Annotated in this window: 19 protein-coding genes; 12 read left to right on the top strand and 7 right to left on the bottom strand. The window is 60.8% G+C overall.

The window, feature by feature from the left end; translation table 11 throughout:
* Positions 1-16: 16 nt before the first annotated feature.
* Entirely contained in the window at positions 17-1,261 is a 1,245-nt protein-coding gene (locus tag ACILSL_RS09330) for a polysaccharide pyruvyl transferase family protein (RefSeq protein ID WP_395731744.1), read from the bottom strand.
* Between the two features lie 102 nt (positions 1,262-1,363).
* Here ACILSL_RS09330 and ACILSL_RS09325 point away from each other — a divergent pair, with 102 nt between their 5' ends.
* Both ACILSL_RS09325 and ACILSL_RS09320 read left to right on the top strand, forming a co-directional pair.
* Positions 1,364-1,825 (top strand): c-type cytochrome domain-containing protein, encoded by a 462-nt coding sequence (locus ACILSL_RS09325; RefSeq protein WP_395731743.1) that lies wholly within the window; start codon positions 1,364-1,366, stop codon positions 1,823-1,825.
* Between the two features lie 70 nt (positions 1,826-1,895).
* Positions 1,896-3,032: a hypothetical protein gene (locus ACILSL_RS09320; RefSeq protein ID WP_395731742.1), complete on the top strand. Its 1,137-nt coding sequence runs from the start codon at positions 1,896-1,898 to the stop codon at positions 3,030-3,032.
* Between the two features lie 16 nt (positions 3,033-3,048).
* On the opposite strand, the gene ACILSL_RS09315 is transcribed toward ACILSL_RS09320, so the two are convergent.
* Positions 3,049-3,315 carry a hypothetical protein gene (locus tag ACILSL_RS09315; protein WP_395731741.1) on the bottom strand — a complete coding sequence of 89 codons (267 nt, stop codon included), beginning with the start codon at positions 3,313-3,315 and terminating at the stop codon, positions 3,049-3,051.
* 15 nt (positions 3,316-3,330) lie between these two features.
* Positions 3,331-4,170 (bottom strand): dihydropteroate synthase, encoded by an 840-nt coding sequence (gene folP / locus ACILSL_RS09310; protein WP_395731740.1) that lies wholly within the window; start codon positions 4,168-4,170, stop codon positions 3,331-3,333.
* Positions 4,171-4,299: 129 nt separating this feature from the next.
* Here folP and ACILSL_RS09305 point away from each other — a divergent pair, with 129 nt between their 5' ends.
* The 7 genes from ACILSL_RS09305 (at position 4,300) to ACILSL_RS09275 (ending at position 10,451) form a co-directional block, all read left to right on the top strand.
* Entirely contained in the window at positions 4,300-5,769 is a 1,470-nt protein-coding gene (locus ACILSL_RS09305) for a hypothetical protein (RefSeq protein WP_395731739.1), read from the top strand.
* Positions 5,769-6,047, top strand: coding sequence for an acylphosphatase (locus ACILSL_RS09300; RefSeq protein ID WP_395731738.1), 279 nt, complete (start codon positions 5,769-5,771; stop codon positions 6,045-6,047). Before ACILSL_RS09305 ends, ACILSL_RS09300 begins: the two co-directional genes overlap by 1 nt.
* Before the next feature lie 15 nt (positions 6,048-6,062).
* Entirely contained in the window at positions 6,063-6,926 is an 864-nt protein-coding gene (locus tag ACILSL_RS09295; RefSeq protein WP_395731737.1) for an ABC transporter ATP-binding protein, read from the top strand.
* Positions 6,923-7,846: a hypothetical protein gene (locus ACILSL_RS09290; protein ID WP_395731736.1), complete on the top strand. Its 924-nt coding sequence runs from the start codon at positions 6,923-6,925 to the stop codon at positions 7,844-7,846. The genes ACILSL_RS09295 and ACILSL_RS09290 overlap by 4 nt, the downstream gene beginning before the upstream one ends.
* Entirely contained in the window at positions 7,843-8,637 is a 795-nt protein-coding gene (locus ACILSL_RS09285) for a hypothetical protein (protein ID WP_395731735.1), read from the top strand. The genes ACILSL_RS09290 and ACILSL_RS09285 overlap by 4 nt, the downstream gene beginning before the upstream one ends.
* 63 nt (positions 8,638-8,700) lie before the next feature.
* Positions 8,701-9,318: a redox-sensing transcriptional repressor Rex gene (locus ACILSL_RS09280; protein WP_395731734.1), complete on the top strand. Its 618-nt coding sequence runs from the start codon at positions 8,701-8,703 to the stop codon at positions 9,316-9,318.
* Between the two features lie 245 nt (positions 9,319-9,563).
* Positions 9,564-10,451: a YncE family protein gene (locus tag ACILSL_RS09275; RefSeq protein WP_395731733.1), complete on the top strand. Its 888-nt coding sequence runs from the start codon at positions 9,564-9,566 to the stop codon at positions 10,449-10,451.
* Between the two features lie 146 nt (positions 10,452-10,597).
* Here the strand turns inward: ACILSL_RS09275 and proS are convergent, their stop codons facing one another.
* The 3 genes from proS to ACILSL_RS09260 form a co-directional block, all read right to left on the bottom strand.
* Entirely contained in the window at positions 10,598-12,112 is a 1,515-nt protein-coding gene (proS, locus tag ACILSL_RS09270) for a proline--tRNA ligase (protein ID WP_395731732.1), read from the bottom strand.
* Positions 12,113-12,219: 107 nt separating this feature from the next.
* Complete coding sequence (locus ACILSL_RS09265; protein ID WP_395731731.1) at positions 12,220-12,540, bottom strand: type II toxin-antitoxin system RelE/ParE family toxin; 321 nt, start codon at positions 12,538-12,540, stop codon at positions 12,220-12,222.
* Complete coding sequence (locus ACILSL_RS09260; protein WP_395731730.1) at positions 12,537-12,812, bottom strand: addiction module protein; 276 nt, start codon at positions 12,810-12,812, stop codon at positions 12,537-12,539. Before ACILSL_RS09260 ends, ACILSL_RS09265 begins: the two co-directional genes overlap by 4 nt.
* A gap of 141 nt (positions 12,813-12,953) precedes the next feature.
* Here ACILSL_RS09260 and ACILSL_RS09255 point away from each other — a divergent pair, with 141 nt between their 5' ends.
* Together ACILSL_RS09255 and ACILSL_RS09250 are read left to right on the top strand one after the other, a co-directional pair.
* Positions 12,954-14,126 carry a PQQ-dependent sugar dehydrogenase gene (locus ACILSL_RS09255; RefSeq protein ID WP_395731729.1) on the top strand — a complete coding sequence of 391 codons (1,173 nt, stop codon included), beginning with the start codon at positions 12,954-12,956 and terminating at the stop codon, positions 14,124-14,126.
* 405 nt (positions 14,127-14,531) lie between these two features.
* Positions 14,532-18,035, top strand: coding sequence for a c-type cytochrome domain-containing protein (locus tag ACILSL_RS09250; RefSeq protein ID WP_395731728.1), 3,504 nt, complete (start codon positions 14,532-14,534; stop codon positions 18,033-18,035).
* A gap of 46 nt (positions 18,036-18,081) precedes the next feature.
* Here ACILSL_RS09250 and ACILSL_RS09245 read toward each other — a convergent pair whose 3' ends face one another.
* Positions 18,082-18,699, bottom strand: a complete 618-nt coding sequence (locus tag ACILSL_RS09245; protein WP_395731727.1) for a transposase — start codon at positions 18,697-18,699, stop codon at positions 18,082-18,084.
* 463 nt (positions 18,700-19,162) lie between these two features.
* Here ACILSL_RS09245 and ACILSL_RS09240 point away from each other — a divergent pair.
* A partial coding sequence (locus ACILSL_RS09240; RefSeq protein ID WP_395731726.1) for a GYF domain-containing protein occupies positions 19,163-19,507 on the top strand: 345 nt, incomplete at its 3' end.

Below are 19,507 nucleotides of genomic sequence, written 5' to 3'. Positions count from 1 at the left end.
AAAAGCACCGGCCTTGTCACGCCGGGAGATTGCTTTTGACCACGGCCATGCTGGCGGCGAATTTGGCCATCACCACTTCGCGCGCCTTCTCAGCCTTCGCTTTGGATCCGGCGGGATCTTTCGCCATGGCGAGCACCGTGGCAGCCACGCGTTGCAGTTCGTCCTCCTTGTCGAGATCGAAAAGCCAGTCATTCAGACCAATGTCACGCCACATGTAGCCCTTGCTCGTCTGCTCGGCCCAGCGGCAGACGATGGCGGGGATGCCGTTGCCGATGCACATGATGGGGCTGTGCATCTCATGGCCAAAGAGTCCGGCGCTGCGGCGGTAGGTGCTGAGCGCCTCATCGGTGAGCCAGTAGTTCTCGCGCCAGACAACGCGCGGCTTCACGTCGCCGGGCAGCTTGTCGTAGAGCATCTCTTTGCCGATCTTCATCTGCGTCTTGTCCTCCGGGCAGAGCAGAATTTTGAGATCGGTGTTTTTGATCACGCTCACGATGGCGTCCAGCAGCGGCTTGCCATCGTGATCCATCATGGCCTTGTTGCGGGCGTCTTTTTTCTCATCAATGGCGGCCTTCTTCTCCGGCAGCGTCCAGTAGGGGGTGTTGCGCAGGCGTGGGATGCAGCAGAGAAACTTCCCTGCTTCAAGTTGATTGGCCTTCAGAAAGGCTTCGGCCTTCGCGTCGTCTTTCAGGTCCACGGCAAAGGCACCATCGGGGCCGAACTCCATGCGCGGGCAGCTGCAGCCCATCTTCTTCGCCAGCTCCAGGGACACCGAGTCACGGAAATAGACGAACTTCGCGCCGCTGAGCACATCGATGGTTTTCACCTGAGGCTGAGTCTTGCTCTTGGAACTCTGCTGCCCTGAGAAGGTGATGCCGTACACGCCGTAGGGCTTGCCCGTGGCCTGGCTCCATTTCACCACATCCGCCTGCGCCACCAGCGAGGGGCCTGAGCCGTGGAGCAGGAAGTCGCATTCCTCGAAGGACTTCTTCACATCCTCGCCGCGAATGACCTTCACCTTGGGGAATCGCGCCGCGAGCATCTCCCCGACGCCATTTTCCAGATTGCTCGGCCACAGCCTCACCTCCACGTCTGGCAGATGTTTTTCCAGCAGGGCCAGCACGCCCGGTGTGTGGGCGATGTCACCAATGTTCACCGTCTGCCATGACGACCTCAGAATGAGACGCTTGGGATTTTCAGCCGCGATGGCAGAGATGAATGGAAGTGCGGCGGCTGAGCGGATGAATTGGCGGCGGTTCATGAAGTGAATGGTTTTATGCAACGAGCGCCCGGCATGCAATCCCTCAAAAAAGACCCAGACATGCGTATTGCACACAGCCCTGCTCCGTACTCCATTATCCCCATGAACATCCGCCACCTTTCCAGCCTGCTCTGTCTCCTCGTGCTCGCCTCCTGCGCCACGCCTCCGGATTCTGAAACGAAGCCGCTGGGCGAGAACGTGCTGAGCAGGGACGCCATCCACGCCGCCAAGCATGGCCCCGTCGATTTCGTGGCGCATGTGAAGCCGGTGCTGGAGGCCAAGTGCGTCATGTGCCACAACCGCCAGGCGCTGCCCGGCCACATGAGCCTGGCCAGCCGCTCCGAAGCCCAGCGCACCAAGACCCTCGGCACCTACATCGTCCCAGGTCACCCGGAGACCAGCCTGCTGGTGGCCAATGTGAAGACCGTGCATCAAAACGTCAGCGTCATGCCCGCCGTGGGCGAGCGCCTGACCAATGACGAGTATGCCATCATCAACAAATGGGTGAAGGAAGGCGCGGCCTGGCCTGCGGGCAAGGCGGGCACGCTGGAGATCATTCGGTAATCAGAATTTCCGATACCCGGCATTCGCAATTCGTCTTGGCCCCTTGGAATGGGCATGCTCTACTGGGCGCATGGCAGACCCCCGCGCCCTCATTTCCAATCCCGCAGACTTGCAGCCCTCCACCGCCTGGAACGAGACGGTCTGGGCCTACACCAGCGAGGAGGAACTCGTCGATCACACCACGAAGGCCCGGCTCTGCGTGGCCACGCTGCTGCCCTTCAAGGACAAGCAGCCCGACTGGGATGGCTTCACGAAAAGCGTGCGCTGGATGCAGCAGTGCGGCGCGCACTACGGCGTGGAAATGGTCTTCGTGCTCAATGCGGACACCGGCTACATCTTTGATCTCAGCAACGAATTGTACGCCGAGGTGCTGAAGCGCTTCCGCGCGGAATTTCCAGAGCAGCGCTTCATCGCCGGAGTGACGGCACGCGGTGCGGAAAACGACACCGTCTTCAAAGCCGAGCGCTACTGGCCGCTGCTGGACATCGCGCAGGAGCATGACAACTGCGAGATGATGATCATGACGAGCAAGCTGCTCAACACGCTGGAGAATGAGCCGCGTCGCGATGCGTACTTCCAGATCGCCGAGCATCTCATCCGCCCCGGCCTCGCGCATGCGCTGGAGCCCTCCTTTGTGCCCTGGGCCACGCCGTTTGATCCTTGGCTGTTCCATGAGATCGCGCTGCACCCGGCTTATGTGGGTGGCAAGGTCAGCACGCTCGACGAGCCGCATTTCCACTACTGGGCCGCCATGTGCAAGGGGCTGAACCTGCCCTTCTCCCCGCACAGCGGAGACGACTATGGCATCGCCACCGCCATCAAGCTCGGCCTGCCGCTGCTCATCGGCGCAGGCGTCAGCGCCTGCCCGCTGATCTGTGCCGCCCGCGACATGTGGCTGCTGGACAGCGTGGCCGACAAGAAATTCAAGACAGGCACCGGGCGCTTTGACACGCGCGTCTATAAACTCTTCGAAGCCTTCCAGTCCTTCGAAGACCTCGTCTTCCGCCTCGACGACCGCATGAGCGCTTCTCCTTACAAGCACAGCACGGCGCATGTGCTGCACCAGCTTGGCCTCATCGAGTCTCCCGAAGCACATCCGGATTGCAAAGACCTGCGTGGCGCGGATGAAGCGCAGCGCATGGCGGAGGCGATGCGCAGGCCGAAGCGATTGGCGCAGAAACTGGGGATTCCGATGTTTGGAGTGTAAATCCTGCGTCGATACCCTATGGGCGTCCTCTGGCCAAATTCTCCCACCATTTCACATAGCTTTCGAGAGGTTGCTTCAAAGACGTATGTTCGTGAAGCCAGATCATCGGCATGTAAAATGTTCTGACAGGAGTGCCCATCGACGACATGACGTGATATTTTTCCACCAAAAAGGCAACCGGTCCCATGCTGAAGGCATAAAGCAATGGCAGCGCTACGAGGAGTGCTACGATGGCCAACGAACTGGAGTTCTGTCGTGAACTGTCTCCGTCGTCGTTGTTCATGGGTCATCAATCAAATCACACCCCTCCCAAAATCGCCTCCATCATCCTTAGCGCCTCGCAGTTCGGCTTCACGTCATGCACGCGCACAATGCGTGCGCCGTGCTCACGCGCATAGGCGCTGAGGGCGATGGTGGGCCAGAAGCGGTCTTCCATGACGTCGGAGTGCATGACGCGGGCGATCATGGACTTGCGTGAGACACCGACGAGCAGGGGCCGCTGCGTGGCGAGCTGCGGCAGTTCGCGCATGAGCGTGAGATTGTGCTCCAGCGTTTTGCCGAAACCAAAGCCGGGATCCAGCACGATGCGTTCGGGGTCGATGCCTTCGTTTTCCAGCACCCGCAGGCGGTTTGCAAAGTAGTCCGCCACAGCAGCAACCACATCGTCATACTGCGGATGGGCCTGCATGGTCTGCGGCGTGCCGGTCATGTGCATGACGACAAGACCCGCCCTGGATTCCGCAGCCACGCGCGGCATGGCGGCATCGCCGCGCAGTCCCGTGACGTCATTGATGATGTCCGCCCCGGCATCCAGCGCGGCGCGGGCCACGCTGGCCTTCATCGTGTCGATGGAAATGAGCGCCTTGGTTTGTGAGCGCACGGCGCGGATCACGGGCAGCACGCGGTGCAGCTCTTCCGTTTCGCTCACGGGCTCGGCCCCCGGACGGGTGGATTCGCCGCCGATGTCGAGGATGTCCGCCCCTTCCGCCAGCAGCGCGAAGGCATGCTCCACGGCGCGGCCCGGATCATTGAACCGGCCGCCGTCCGAAAAGCTGTCGGGCGTGACATTGACAATGCCCATGATGAGACCGCGATGGGTGAGATCGAGATCGTGGTTGCCAAATCGCCAGCGAAACATGGGTGGTGCGGGCGGCTCAGCCCGATGCCGGGTATGTTGAGGTGGAACGGGGTTCCGCCAAGTGGAAAAGTACGCGGAAAAACAGCCCGTGATATTGCCCGCACCGTTTTCCCGCTGCATGGTTTAAGGATGAAGCTCAACCCGGCCACCCTGCTGATCATCCTCCTCGCGCTCGGAGGTGCGGCGGCATTGTTTCTGGCGGGAGTGAAACCGGAGCCGCCGCCAGCGGCCGGCATTCAGCCCCCGGTGGCTGCGATGAAACAAGAAGCGCCACCGATCGACGTCACCAACAAGGCGGTGGAAGATCTCAAGAAGCAGATCGTGCTACTGGAAGGCCAGATCGAATATCTCCAGGGCCAGAATGACGCCCTGAAGGATGAGAATGCGCAGCTGATTCAGAAACTCGGCATGCTGGGCATGAAGGACGCGCCCAAGATGACGCCCAAGGATGACGATGTGCCACCTGACTTTGTGGGCATGGGCTTGGAGATGATGAAAATGCGCAAGCTCCATGCGCTGCCGCTGGTGACGACGGCGGTCAGCCAGGAAGAAGTGGAAAAAATCATCCTGGCCTGGCTCAAACGCCAGCAGCCGAATGAAGAAGGAAAGAAACTCGCACGAGGACTCGCTGCGCTGGGCTGGATTCCAGAGGCGATTGATCCCCTGCCCATGCGTGCGGCCTTGCTGGCGCGCCAGTTGGGCGGCTGGTATGACGATGAGTCGGAGACCATGTACACGATTGAGGCCTCCACGGCTTCCGGTCCTGCTGTGACTTCGAACGAGCCGCTGGGGATCGCCTTTGGGCAGCTGCTGCGTGAATACGGAAGCATTTTGTATCAGCCTCAGCATGGCCCCATGAAGACCGACATGCGGCTGGCGCGGGATTCATTGATCGCGGGAGACGCGGCGCTCACGCGCTTCCTGCACTCCCTGCAAAACCCGGCTTCCGAGTTGAAGGATGATCTGCCTGCGGAAGACCCGGATCATCCGCTGAACCAGGTGCCCATGCCGGCGTATCTGCGCGAGCTGGCGCTGTTCCCTTTCAGCCGGGGTTTTGATTTTGCGCAGACGCTGCACAGCGCCGGCAGCTTTCCGCAGCTCAATGCCGCCTACAGCCGCCCGCCCATCAGCACGGCGGAGGTCATCGAGCCGGAGATGTATCTCGATCAGGAGCGCCCCGCTCCGGTGGAAATCCAGCTGGGTGAAGTGAAGCTCAGGGGCGTGCTGCCGTATCTGGATGACTGCCTTGGCAAGTTTGCCTGCGTCACCGCCCTGCGCACCTACAACACCGATGAAGACGCCGCACTCGGCGCACGCGGGCTGGTGGCGGATCGGCTGCTGGCCTGGACGGCGGATGGCGGCGCCAAGCGCGACCACGCCGCATGGCAGACGCTGTTCATGGACAAATCCTCCGCCGATGCGTTTTACAAGGCGATGATCAGCTCTTTAAAGCAACGCTACGAAACCAAGGGTGAAAATGAATTCACCGCGCAGGGCCGGTTTGTCAGCCTGCTGCGCAATCGCAGCGATGCCGGTGTGGTGCTGATTGAAGCGGCCAGCGAGGAAGCCAGGGCCGCATTGAAACTATTGATGAAGTGATGACCGCAAAAAATGTTCTCTATTCAGGCCGCGTCCAGGGCGTGGGCTTTCGCTACAGCACGAAGCGCATTGCCTCAGGCTTTGATGTGACCGGCTGGGTCAAAAATCTGCCCGATGGCCGCGTGGAAATGCTGGCGCAGTCATTCGAAGCCGATGAACTGGACGCATTCCTCGAAGACATCCAGCAGAGCAGCCTGGGCTCTCACATCAAAGAACGCGAGGTCACAGCCATTGCCGCTCAGCCAAACTTGCGTGGATTCAGCATTCTGCGTGATTAACCTGTCCCCACCCGTATGAGCGCCACGCCCGCCGTTTCCGTCAACCATCTGACCAAGGTCTTCAAAGGCCACCTTGGCAAAGGCGCCTTTCGCGCCGTGCATGATGTGTCATTCACGGTGGAGGCAGGTGAAGTGTACGGCCTCATCGGGCCCAATGGATCCGGCAAATCCACGACGATGAAGGCCATCCTGGGCCTGCTCAATGCGACGGAAGGCGAGACCAGCATCTTCGGCATCCCGAGCACGGAAGTGGCCAGCCGCCGCAGCGTGGGCTTCCTGCCGGAGAATCCGTATTTCTACAAGCACCTGACCGGGCGCGAGACTCTGCACTTCTATGGCAAGCTCTGCGGCATGAGCGGGGATGAATTGAAATCCCGCGCGGAGGACATGCTGACGCTGACCGGGCTGGAAGATGCGGCCACGCGACGCGTGGGCGGTTATTCCAAAGGCATGCTGCAACGCCTCGGCCTGGCGCAGGCGCTGATCCATGAGCCTCAATTGCTCGTGCTGGATGAACCCACCGCAGGCGTAGACCCCTCCGGCTCGCGCATCATCCGGGATCTGATCATCGAGTTCCGCTCCCGTGGCATCACGGTGCTGGTGACTTCGCATCTGCTGGAGCAGATGCAGGAGGTCTGCGACCGCGTGGGCATCATGGCACACGGACGCATGGTGCGCGAAGGACGGCTGGACGAACTGATCGCCGTGGAAAATCAAACCGAGCTGGTTCTTGAAAACGCCTCCGCTGACCTGCTGGCGAAAATCGATGCGCTGGTGAAGGCCGAAGGCGGCGGCACGCGCCTGCTGCGCAGCGGCCACCCGCGCACCACACTGGAGCGCCTTTTCATCGAAGCCACGAACGAACCCAAAAAACCATGAGCCAAGCCTCCCCAAGTTCTGCCGCCGCCTCCGTGGCTCCGGTGCGCTTCTCACCCAAGCGCGTGTGGACGCTGGCCTATGCGACGATGACGCAGCTGATGCGGATGAAGATCCTGCCCTTCCTGCTGCTGTTCTGCGCGCTGGTCGCGGCCATGGGCTTTGGCTTTTCCACCATCAATCCCGAGCAGCAGCTCAGCCAGTTCAAGACCATGTCCCTGGGCGTGCTGCAGGTGTTCAGCATCGTCTTCGGCATTGTGGCCACCGCCCTGCTGCTGCCGAAAGACCTGGAGGACCGCACGCTCTACACCATCCTGTCAAAGCCGGTGCCGCGCTTTGATTATCTCATCGGAAAGCTTCTCGGAGTGCTGATGCTCATCGCCTCAGGCCTCATCATCATTGACGCGGTGCTGAGCCTGATCTTGTGGCTGCAGCAGTCCATGCTGTTTGCCTCCGTCGTGTCCCAGCTGCATTCGGAAAATCAGGATTCGCCCGAGGCTGTGGCGCAGATCCGCGAAATCGTGGCCCGGCAGGGGCTCACCTGGAATCTGCACTGGGCGGTGTGGGCCATCTTCCTGAAGGCCGCCGTGGTGACCACCGTGGCCCTGCTGCTGTCCTGCATCGCGAGTTCGACGCTTTTCACCATCGTCATCACCTTTTGCATCACCATCATCGGCCATGGCCATGCGATGATCCGGGAATTCATCTTCCAGCCCAATCTCGGCAGCATCGCCACACGCATCGCGACCTTTCTGCTGGCCTCCATCTGCCCCGACCTGGCACAGTTCGACGTCGTGGACAGCGTGGCCAACGGCGAGATCGTGCCATGGACAGCCGTGTATGAAATGACCGGCATCGCGGCGCTCTACATGACGGTTTACCTTTTCGTCACTCACCTGGTCTTTGTGGAGAAGGAACTATGAAACGAAAACTCCAGGCTGCTGCTGTGCTGCTGATCTTTGGTGTGCTGAAACTGCCGCTGGAGCAGCGGGTGACGCATGATCTGCGCACGATGCATCTGGTGGATGAGCCGCTGCATCTGGGCGTGAAGGGCAACATGGGACAGATGGGGCTGGCAGCAGCGTTCGGCGGTTTGCGCGGGCTGATTGCCACCGTTTTCCAACTGCGCGCGCATGTGGAGTTCACGCGGGTGAACTGGGCGCAGGTGGACAAATACTATGGCTTTGTGACGCAGCTCCAGCCGCGCAATGCCCGCTACTGGGAGGAGGCCTCCTGGCACATGGCCTACAATGCGGCCTCCTATTACCTCTACAACAAGGAGCTGAAGCCCGGCCTGCGTGGCACCTTGTTCCATGACTATGTGAAGCGTGGCATGGACATTTTAGAGGAGGGTTTGAAGCTCATGCCAGACAATCCACGACTGTGGCAAAAGCTGGGAGATCTGCACTGGAACCGCACCAAGGACTTCAAAGCCTCTGGCGACGCCTACCTGAGCTCATTTCAGCACGGCGGCCTGAATTTCACCGAGCGCTTCGCCGGCTTCGCCTATGCGCAGGCAAACGATCCTGACTCATGGTCCAAAGGTTACGCCATTTTGAAAAAGCTCTACGACGAGAAAAAGGCCACCCCCGGGCTGATCGAATTCCTGAAGATGCTCGAACACAACCTCCACATCCCGGCGGCTCGGCGCATTCCTGATGCGGGTCCGGTAAGAACCATCCCAGATCCTCAGTCCGGTCCCCAGCGGCAATAGGCTGGTGGCCTAGCTTGGTTGACATCCGATGCTTTCGGGTGAATTTTCACATTGTTCGAACCAATGCATGCCAAAATAGACATCCCCCGCAAGTCGATCTACCGCCTGTCGATCTACCAGCGCTGCCTGCAGCGTCTGCGTGAGAACCAGGTGGACACCGTATCGTCTGCCGCATTGGCAAAGGCAGCCGGGGTGAAGTCCACGCAGTTGCGCAAAGATCTGGCGTATTTCGGCCAGCTCGGCACCCGGGGGCTGGGCTACAATGTGGACGCCCTCAGCGGCACGATCGGGGATGTGCTGGGGCAGAATAAGCTGCAGCCGGTCATCTTGGTCGGCGTCGGGAATCTCGGTTCCGCGCTGCTGCGCTATGGCGGTTTCCGCAAGGAGGGTTTTGAAGTCGCAGCTGCATTTGATCTCTCTCCACGCAAGCAGCCGCAGGTCAGTGTGCCTGTGCTGCCGATGACTGAAATGGCGGAATTCATCCGCCGCCAGAATGTGAAAATGGCCATCCTCACCGTGCCCGCCAGCAATGCCCAGTCCGTGGTCAATGATCTGGTGCAGCACGGCATCCAGGCCATCCTGAACTTCTCCCCCACCGTCCTCGATGTGCCGGAGAATGTTGTGGTGAACAGCGTGGATCTGGCCGTGGAGCTGGAGAATCTGAGCTACTTCATCCGCTGATCCTCCTGGGAGCGCGGCATTCCAATGCCGCTCTGGTCGGGAGCCGATAAAGCTTGTCGAGCATCAAGCATCCAACGCAAAGGACCCCGAATGGCCGCGAATAATCACGAAGGGCGCTGGGCTGGACTCTGATTCACGGTTATTCGCAGACATTCTTCTGCATTCGCGTTTTCACGACTGAGAATGAGTTGAAGCAATCGCGCTGCGGCATGCGTTGATGTCGGACTCACCATCCGACCCTCACCATGCTCCGACTTCTCGCTGCTCTCTTTGCCCTCGCCACCACCGCTTCTGCGGCCCATCCGTTTCTCTGCTGCGACTACGGCGGCGGCAAGGTCTGCGTGGTTTCCGCCGAAGGGAAAATCGAATGGCAGTGGGACTGCAAGGCCCCGCAGGACTGCTGGAAGCTGCCGAATGGAAACTACCTCTTCTGCTTTGTCAGCGGGGCGCTGGAAGTGACGCCGGACAAGAAGGTCGTGTGGGAGTACAAGGCACCGACGGATGTGAAGGTGGAGGTGCATTCCTGCCAGCCGCTGCCGGATGGCAAGGTGATGATCGTGGAATGCGGCACCAGCCGCATCATTGAAGTGGATCGCGCCGGCAAGATCGCCAAGGAGATCAAGCTGACCGCAGCGCCAGAGATCAAGCTGCACAACCAGTTTCGCGGCACGCGCAAACTCGCCAACGGCCACTACCTCGTCTGCTTCAAAGGCGAAGGCAAAATCGTCGAACTTGATGGCGATGGCAAGGTGCTGCGCCAGATCAAGGTCCCTGGAGATCCGCATGAAGTCGTGCCCCTGCCCGAGGGCGGCATGCTCATCACCTGCGGCGACGGCCATCAGGTGCGCGAACTCGATGCCAAAGAAAACGTGGTGTGGGAGCTCGCTGAAAACGACATCCCCGGCTACACGCTGCGCCTCATGGCCGGCTGCCAGCGCCTGCCCAATGGCAACACCGTCTTCTGCGTCTATCTCGGCCACGGCCACATCGGCGAGCAGGCTCAGGTCATCGAAGTCACGCGCGACAAAAAGATCGTCTGGGACGTGGCCGACCACGCCCAGTTCAAGACGATCAATCAGATCATGCTGCTGGATGTGCCCGGAGACGTGACGAAGGGCGAGATTCTGCGCTGAGGTAGGAATCGTATCCGCGTGCGCTTTGCGTTTTGGAGTGCGCCGGACCTCCGGCGCTTTTCGCATGCCCTCGGCCTCTCGGAAAACTCCAGAGGACTGGAGCAGTCCAAAACGCTGTCGCGACTTTCGTCAGCTCTTGACCGATCTCAATAACTCCGCGCAAACACCACGCGGCGTGAGCTTGGCTTGCCGGTGAGGAAGCACTTGCCTTCTTCGGCAAACTGGTCGCCGTGCGGGACGCAGCGGATGGTCACCTTCAGGTCTTTGCTGAGGGTGTCTTCATCGTCGCTGCTGCCGGCCCAGTGCATGAGGGCGAAGCCGCCTTCGGAGTCTTCCGCGAAGAAGGCTTTGAACTCCTCCAGCGTTTCGAACTTCTTCATGTTGGCGTCGCGCAGGGCGGTGGCACGGGCGAGCAGCGCATCCTGGATTTCCTGCAGGCGCTCAGTGACAGACTGGAGGAACTCTTCCTTGGGCACGAACTCCTTGGCCTTCGGTCCCTGATCGCGGCGGCAAACGGCCACGCTGCGGTTGGTGATGTCGCGGGGGCCCATCTCGAGGCGCATTGGCACGCCCTTCTTGATCCATTCCCAATTCTTCGCGCCGCCCTGGAGATCGCGCTTGTCCACGTGCACGCGCAGCGGCTCACCGGCGAAGGTCTGGGCGCGCAGCGTCTGCGCCAGGGCTTCGCAGGCGGCGATTACTTCATCGCGCGTGTCCGCTTTCGGCGTGACGGGCAGGATGACGATCTGATTCGGTGCCACGCGTGGTGGGATGATGACGCCATCGTCATCGCCGTGGGCCATGATGACCGTGCCGATCATGCGCGTGCTCACGCCCCAGCTCGTGGTGTGGGCAAGCTGGCGCGTGTTGTCACGGCCAAGGAACTGGATGTTCGCGGCCTTGGCGAAGTTTTGACCGAGGTAGTGCGACGTACCGGCCTGGATGGCCTTCTTGTCCTGCACCATGGCTTCAACGGTGAAGGTCTGCACGGCACCGGGGAAACGCTCGCGCTCGGTCTTCTCGCCAGGGATGACGGGGATGGCGAGGTGATCGCGCATGAAATCTTCGTACACCTTGTGCATGGTGCGCGTTTCCGCGATGGCTTCCTCCGCCGTTTCATGGGCGGTGTGGCCTTCCTGCCAGAGGAACTCGGCGGTGCGCAGAAAGAGGCGTGGGCGCATCTCCCAGCGCATGACGTTGCACCACTGGTTGATGAGCAGCGGCAGGTCGCGGTAGCTTTCCACCCAGCGGGCGAAAGCGGCGCCGATGATCGTTTCCGAAGTCGGGCGAATCACGAAGGGCTCGGCCAGTTCACCGGTGGGGATCATCTTGGTGGTGCCGTCCGGCTGCTTCTGCGCTTCGAGGCGGTGATGCGTGACCACGGCGCACTCGGTGGCAAAGCCCTCGGCGTGCTGCGCTTCTTTTTCAAGATAGCTCAGGGGGATGAGCAGCGGGAAATAGGCGTTCACGTGGCCGGTTTCCTTGAATTTCAAATCGAGCTGGCGCTGGATGTTTTCCCAGAGGCCGTAGCCCCACGGCTTGATCACCATGCAGCCACGCACCTCGGAGTTCTCCGCCATGTCGGCGGCACGAACGACCTGCTGGTACCATTCGGGAAAGTCTTGGGCACGTGTGGGGGTGATGGCGGTGGCGTTGCTCATGGAATAATTGGGGACGCGCAGGATAGAAGCATTCGGCGGGCGGTCAATGACCGGGTGGCGGCATGATGCCCGTTCGGGCGAGCCCCGATGCTCTCGCCAGTTCCAGTTCAAAATATCTTCTTGGCCTCGCCTATGCGCTTCCGCCAGTAATAGGGCCGACGCTTGGAGTGTGCGACTGCGAGGATGACCACACGGCCCTTCCAGATCATGAATGGCAGGTAGTATTCGCCAAACTGAGGTGCGAAGTTCACCCTGCGGACCACACCTCTGCGGATGTTGTAATGCAGCGGGTTTTTGGTGATCCTGATCCGACAAATCCGAAAGCAGTCAAGAAAGGCGTCAGCCAAATCTTGCCCGATCGCTTCGTAATATTCAACGACCTCGCCCAACTCCTGTTCGGCAGCAGGATGCAATTCCGTCGGTCTCACGCAGCCGCCGTGTGATTGGCACGTCGTTGCGCAAGTTTCGCCCGGATTCGCTGCTCTGCGTCCTCAGCAGAAACCAGCTCAACCGTGCCGTCCTCAACTTCCTTTACGCGAGCATCAATCTCGGCATCCCACGCGGCCTCGACAGATTCCTCGTCGTCCCCTTCGGCCATCGGGGGATCAAACTCCCGGGCGAGGTCACGCCAAAGATTGAACCGCTCCGCCGACGGGAGCGCTTTGATCTCCTGCTTGATGTGTTCCAGCGTTGGGGTCATGCCCCCAAATTAACGTTTTTGGGCGCGGTTGTCGAGAGGCACAATTGGTTTCAGGATCTCGTCCCACTTCCTCCCCCCGCCCCAAAAAAATCTTCATTGCCCTGCAAGACTCGGGCCGCATCGACTGACTATTTCGTTCTTATGCGCTCCCTTCTCTGCCTCGCCTTCCTCACGTCGGCTGCTTTTGCTGCCGATACTCACAAGCTGACCCGTGTTTATGAAAAGCTCCCCACGGAGCGCCCTATTGCGCTGGCGATCCCGGAGGATGGCAGCGGCCGTGAGTTTCTGGCGCTGCAGCGCGGACAGATTCTGATCCTGCCGAAGGACGAGGCAGACAGCGAGGCGAAGACCTTCCTCGATCTCTCCCCGCGTGGCATGGAGGCGAAAGACGGCTTCTTTGAAGAAGGGCTCAACGGCCTGGCCTTCCACCCGAAGTTCAAGGACAACGGCCTCTTCTACCTCTGCTACACCATGCAGAAGCCCAAGCGCCTCGTCATCACCGAGATGAAAGCCAATGGCGACAAGGCCGATGAAAGCACCGAGCGCTCTCTGCTGGAAATCCCGCTGGTGAACTGGAACCACCACGGCGGCAACATCGTGTTCGGCCCGGACGGCTTCCTCTACATCGGCGTGGGCGACAACTCCAAGCGCAACGGCGAGCTGAAGATGTCCCAGCTCAATGCCACGCTCTACGGCAAGATCCTCCGCATCGACGTGAACAGCCGCGAGTATTCCAAGGCCTACGGCATCCCCGCCGACAATCCTTTTGCCAGCGGCGTCAACGCCCTGCCGCAGATCTATGCGAACGGCATCCGCAATCCCTGGGGCCTGAGCTTTGACGCCAAAGGCCACCTCTGGTGCGCTGATGTGGGCCAGGACATCTGGGAAGAAATCAACTGGATCACCAACGGCGGCAACTACGGCTGGAACTTCCGCGAAGGCCCCGCCGCCTTCCCTCTCATGACCGACACGCCGCCCGCAGACGCCAAGTTCATCGAGCCCATCCATGCCTACAACCACGGCGAAGGCCTCAGCATCACCGGTGGCATCGTTTATACCGGCAAGGCACTGCCAGAGCTGCAGGGCGCCTATGTGTATGGCGACTTCATCCTCGGCAAAATCTGGGCGCTCAAGACCGACGACAGCGGCAAGAAGCTGAGCAACGAACAGATCTACACCAGCCCGCAGACACCTGCCGCTGATCCCAAGAAGAAGCCCACCGTGCTGGTCAAACCGACCGCCTTCTGCGCCAACGCCGCCGGAGAGATGCTCGTGCTCGACTGGAACGGCGCAATCTACAAGCTGGGCAAGTAAAACGTATTTCCCAATTCGTGAGTGGTAGGGCGAGCTGCGAAGCTCGCCCTATCGTTTATCCCCCGGATCCAATGATCATGGAGCGGGCCCCGTCGATGAGATGGGCGATGCTGTTGGCGAGCATCTGCATTACGACGAGAGCAACCACCAGCCACAACGCCCCCAGCACCACAGCCTCCACGCAGGCCCCTCTGCCCCGCAGCCAGACAAAGGCAGCACTCTCACAGGACTTGGAAACAGCCCTGCGACAAGGACGCCCCGCCATTCCACGCATACCTTTGGTGCATTTATCCCCGCCAGGAAGATTGAATGTCAGGATTGCCCTTCTTGACACATTTCTTGGCCATCGCCCCTCTGACGAAAGTCTTCACTCCCCACGTGCGTAATTCAGGACGCCATCCACCTATGATGCCCAAAACCACCCTTTCGCTGACTTGCGCGGCCTTCGCCGCAGTGTCCCTTCATGCCCAGGACGCTGCCGAAAAAATCACCTATCAGGATCACATCCGCCCGCTGCTGGAGAACAAATGCTTCTCCTGCCATAATCCCGATAAAAAGAAGGGTGACCTCGATCTGACCAGCTTCAGCGCCCTCATGAACGGCGGCGGCGGCGGGTCCGTGGTGGATCCCGGCAATGTGGACAGCAGCCGCATCTGGAGCACCTGCGCCAAGAAGGAAGAGCCCTTCATGCCACCGGAAGGCGCACCGCTGGGGCCCAAGGATCTCGATCTCATCGCTGCCTGGGTCAAAGGCGGCGTGCTCGACACCAAGTCGAGCATCGCCAAGAAATCCGCCAAGCCCAAGGTGGACATGGCCGTCAGCGTCACCAGCGGCAAGCCGGAAGGCCCCATCGCCAAGCCGGAGCACGTGCTGCTGGAGCCCGTCATCGTGACTCAGCACACCACCGCCATCACGGCCATGGCCGCCAGTCCGTGGACTTCGCTGATGGCTCTGGCTGCGCCCAAGCAGATCCTGCTCTACGACACCGACACCAAGCAGCTCGTCGGCATTTTCCCCTACACTGAAGGCTATGCGCGCAGCCTGCGCTTCAGCCGCAATGGCTCCCTGCTCATCATGGGTGGTGGTCGCGGCGGCAAAAACGGCCACGCCATTGTGTGGGACGTCAAAACCGGCAAACGCATCACCGAAGTCGGCAAGGAGTTCGATCAGGTCATGTCCGCTGACATCAGCCCCGACCACAAGAGAATCGTGATCGGCAGCCCTTCGAAGAAGGTCAAAGTGTACAGCACAGCCACCGGCGAAGAGGAATACGTCATCAGCAAGCACACCGAGTGGGTCATGAGCACCACCTTCAGCCCGGATGGCGTGCTGCTGGCCACCAGCGACCGCAACGGCAATGTGAACGTCTGGGAAGCCGAAAACGGCGGTGAATTCTACATCCTCGGCCAGCACAAGGCCTCCTGCGTGGACCTCGCCTGGCGCGCCGATTCCAACATCCTCGCCTCCTGCTCCATGGACGGCACGATCAGCACCTGGGAAATGAACGAAGGCAAGCTGGTGAAAAACTGGGCGGCGCATGGCGGCGGCGTGCAGTCCGTTTCCTTCACCCCCGATGGCAAGATCGTTTCCTCCGGCAACGACGGCCTCGTCCGCGTCTGGGACATCAATGGCAACAAAGTCGGTGAAGCCCCCAGCCAGGGCGATCTCGTGACCAAAGTGGTCTCGCTCTTCGATTCCAAAAATGCCATCTCCGCCAACTGGCGCGGCGAAATCATTCAATGGTCCTTTGGGGCCACGGCGCTCAATGAGAACGGGCGTTACACCAGCAATCCTTCCCTGATCGCCCAGCGCATCGTGCAAACCGAACAGCGTCTGGCCGAGCTCACCACCAAGCTCCCCACTCTGCAGGCAGCCATCAAAACCGCCGAGGCCGACGCCAAAGCACGCGATGAAGCGCTGGCCAAAGTCCGTGCCGAAGTGGCCGCCAATGAAGCGCGCAGCAAGAACCTCCCTGGCGAGATCGCCAATGACGAGAAAGCCCTGGCTGCACTGAAAGCCGCCCGCGCCAAGGCCGAGCAGGACAAGGCCGCCCGCACCGCCGCCATCAAAGCCCACGCTGAAAAGTCCGCCAAGATCGCCGCGCAGGAGAAAGAACTCGCCCCGGTGGCGGCTGAAGCTGCCAAACTGGCCGCCGCCAATGCGGAGCCGCAGAAAATTGCCCCCGTGAAGGCCAAAGCCGATCAGCTCGCCGCCGCTCTCGCCAAAGCCAAGGCCGAGCTGGGCGCTGCACCTGCCGCCCCGGCGGATCTCGACAAGCTCATCGCCGAGACCGACGCCAAGATCAAAGCCACGGCGGACGGCATCGCGGCCAAGAAGGCCGAACTGCCGAAACTGCCCGCCTTGGTGAAGGCCGGACCGGACCGCATCAAGAATGCCGAGTCCAATGCAGTCACTGGCAGGACCAACCTCGCCAGCGCGCAGAACGCAGTCAAATCCGCCAGCACTGAGATCGGCATCCTGCAAAAGGTGCCCACCGCATTGAAGGCCGCGCAGTTCAACACCGGCGTGCTCGCCGAGAAGGAAAAACTCGCCAAGCTCGAAGCGGACTTCACCGATTTCACGGAAGCCAAAAAAGACGCCGAAGCCGCCAAGGTCTCTGCCGCTGCACGCATTGAAGAATCGAAAAAAGCCATCGCCGCATCCACCGCCGCCCAGCCCGGTCTGGAAGCCACGCTGAAGAAAGTGCAGGGCGAGCAGGCCGGCCTCGAAACCGCCATCAAACCCGCCCGCGATGCAGACGCCGCCGCTGCTGCCAAGGTGAACGAGCAGAAGGCCATCATCACCAGCAAAGAAGCTGAAATCGCCGCCGCTGCGAAAGCGAAGGACGAAGCCATCGCCGCAGCCAAGAAAGCCGCCGAGGACATCGCCAAGCTCATCGAAACGAAGAAGAAGAGCCTCGCGGAAGTGAATGGCAAACTCGCCGCTCCTGAAAAAGCTGTGAAGGCCAAACAGGATGCCGTGGCCCCGAAAGACGCCGCCCTGGCCGCCGCCAAGAAAGCGCATGCCGATGCCACCGCAGATCTCGCCAGCAAAGCCAAGGCCGACAAGGATGCCGAGGCCGCGCTGGCTGCGACGACTGCCGCCCAGACCGCTGCTGAAAAAGCCCTGGCCGACACCCGCGCCAAGCAGAAGCCTGTGACGGATGCCGTGACTGCTGCGAAGAAAGAACTCGCCGCCAAAGCGGGCGATCCCGCCCTCACCGCCAAAGTGGCGACAGCCGAGAAAGCAGCAGCAGACACCGCCAACGCCATCAAGGCAGCGGAAGCTGACGTGAATGCGAAAAAGAATGCCAAAGCCAGCGCTGTGAAAGCCCATGACGTGGCTCACGCCGCCAACAATCCACAAAGCGTGAACAAAGCCCTGGCCGCGATCAAGACGGCCGAGCAGCAGCTTGCCCAGGCGAAGAGCGAACTCGCCGCCGCTGAGAAACAGGCCGCCACACCCCGTGCCCAGCGTGACGCCATCCAGAAGGAGATCGAAGCCCAGTCCAAGGCCCTCGCTGAGAAGCAGGCCGCGCCGGCTGCGATCGAGAAGGATTTTGCCGCCAAGATCGTGCCGCTGAACGCCGCCATCGCCGCTGCGAAGACCGCGCTGCCACCGCTGGAGCAGGCCTACGCCGCCGCCCATGGCAAGCTGGACGCCGAGCAGAAGGTGCTCGACGCCAAGAAGGCTGATGTCGCGAAGGCGAACGGTGAACTGGAAGGTGCCAGGAAGAAGAAAACCGACGCCGAAGCCACCATCGCCGCCGCCACCAAGGAAATCCCCGAGAAGGACAAGATCATCGCCGAAGCCACCGGTGAACTCGCCAAGCTGCAGCCGCAGCTTGAGCCGATGCGCACCAAGGTGAAGCAGATGAACGACCAGTATCTGACGATGCTGCCGAAGTGATTCCCCGGGAGCGCGGCACTCCGATGCCGCCTTCTCAGCGATTTCGTCAGCATTCGTGTCCCCAAGGACCTTGTGTTGCCAGCAAGGAATTGAGTTTCAAGGCCTCTGACCAGAGCGGCATCGGAGTGCCGCGCTCCCTGCCCCGCTCAGCGCTGCGCAGCTCCCACGCAGCGGCGCTGCTCAGGCCCAGTCCTCCGCCTTCTGCACCAATCCAGCCTTCACCGGATTCTGCATGCACGTAGGCCACGACATTCTGGTAATGCGTTTCATCCCATACATAGCGGTCCCAATAATCTTCAAGCCAGAACGCCCCTTTCCTTCCTAGCAGCCTGTTGATCCTCGTTGCTGTATATCGCTTCCAACTTTCCACCGCATCGCTCAACGCATACCCGCCAAGCATTTGCACAATCAGATGAACGTGGTTCGGCATCACCATCCAGGCATGCAGTCGGTAGCGCTCTCCGTCGAAATGCTTCCACGCATCCACAACCAAGCTGGCGCATTCAGGCCGGTTCAGCACACATGAGCCATGCCCTGCGTCAAGCCATTCCTCCACCCCCTTCCTTAGGCGGACCTCGGCATTCTCGCCCTGTTCATCGCATTCGCGGCGAAGGCGCTCCATCACTTCTTTCGGCAGCGCATCCGCCTGCCGGTAAGTCACCATCTGAATGTGAAGGGTGCTTTCAAAGTGCGGCAGATAACCGCGGGCGTGCCAGCCACGATTGGGAGAATGCAGCATGCACGGAATTGAAGCGGATTCACACAGCTCTGTCAGCAGGGAAAATTGACGAACTAGGACACTCCCAGGGAGCGCGGCACTCCGATGCCGCTCTGGGCGAGTGACCGCAAAACGTGCTTACCTGCTCATGCCGCTCTGGGCGAACGGCCACAAAGAATCCTTCCTCGCCCCAGCCTCGCGGAAGACGGCGTCAAAGCTTGCTTTGCTCGCGCTGGGGAATGCCGGAGGCGCAGACGGTGCGGCATCGGAGCCGAGCGCAGCGAGACAGACGAACGAAGTGAGCCCGAAGGGTGAGCGCAGCGAATCAATGCCGCGCTCCCAGGGCCTTCCTGGCGTTTGAAAAACATCTAGACACCTGGCATGGGGCGCGGCTACAGGCCGGGCACTCATGAGCGTCTATCAGGTCACCCGCGAAGGTCAGAATCTTGGTTCCTTTGAAGCCGCGCAGATTCAGGAAGGTCTGCAAAACGGCCAGTTTCTGCCCAGCGACTGGGGCTGGCGCGAAGGCATGTCCGGCTGGAAGGGACTGGGTGAAATTTTCGACGGCTTTTCGGCTCCGCAGAACAAGCCCGCTTTATCCTCCTTGAGCGCTCTGGTCAGGAGATCCCCGGCCTCCAAGCCAGCCGAAAACATCAACCCCTATGCCGCTCCCGCCTCCCACATGGCGGTCTCACGCACCAGCGGCGAGATCCCGTCTGACGTCATGCTGGAGCTTAAAAACACCCGGCCCTGG

Origin of the sequence: Prosthecobacter sp. (assembly GCF_044222345.1) — a bacterium.
Lineage (GTDB): Bacteria > Verrucomicrobiota > Verrucomicrobiia > Verrucomicrobiales > Verrucomicrobiaceae > Prosthecobacter.
This window is presented reverse-complemented; position numbering and strand designations above follow the sequence as displayed.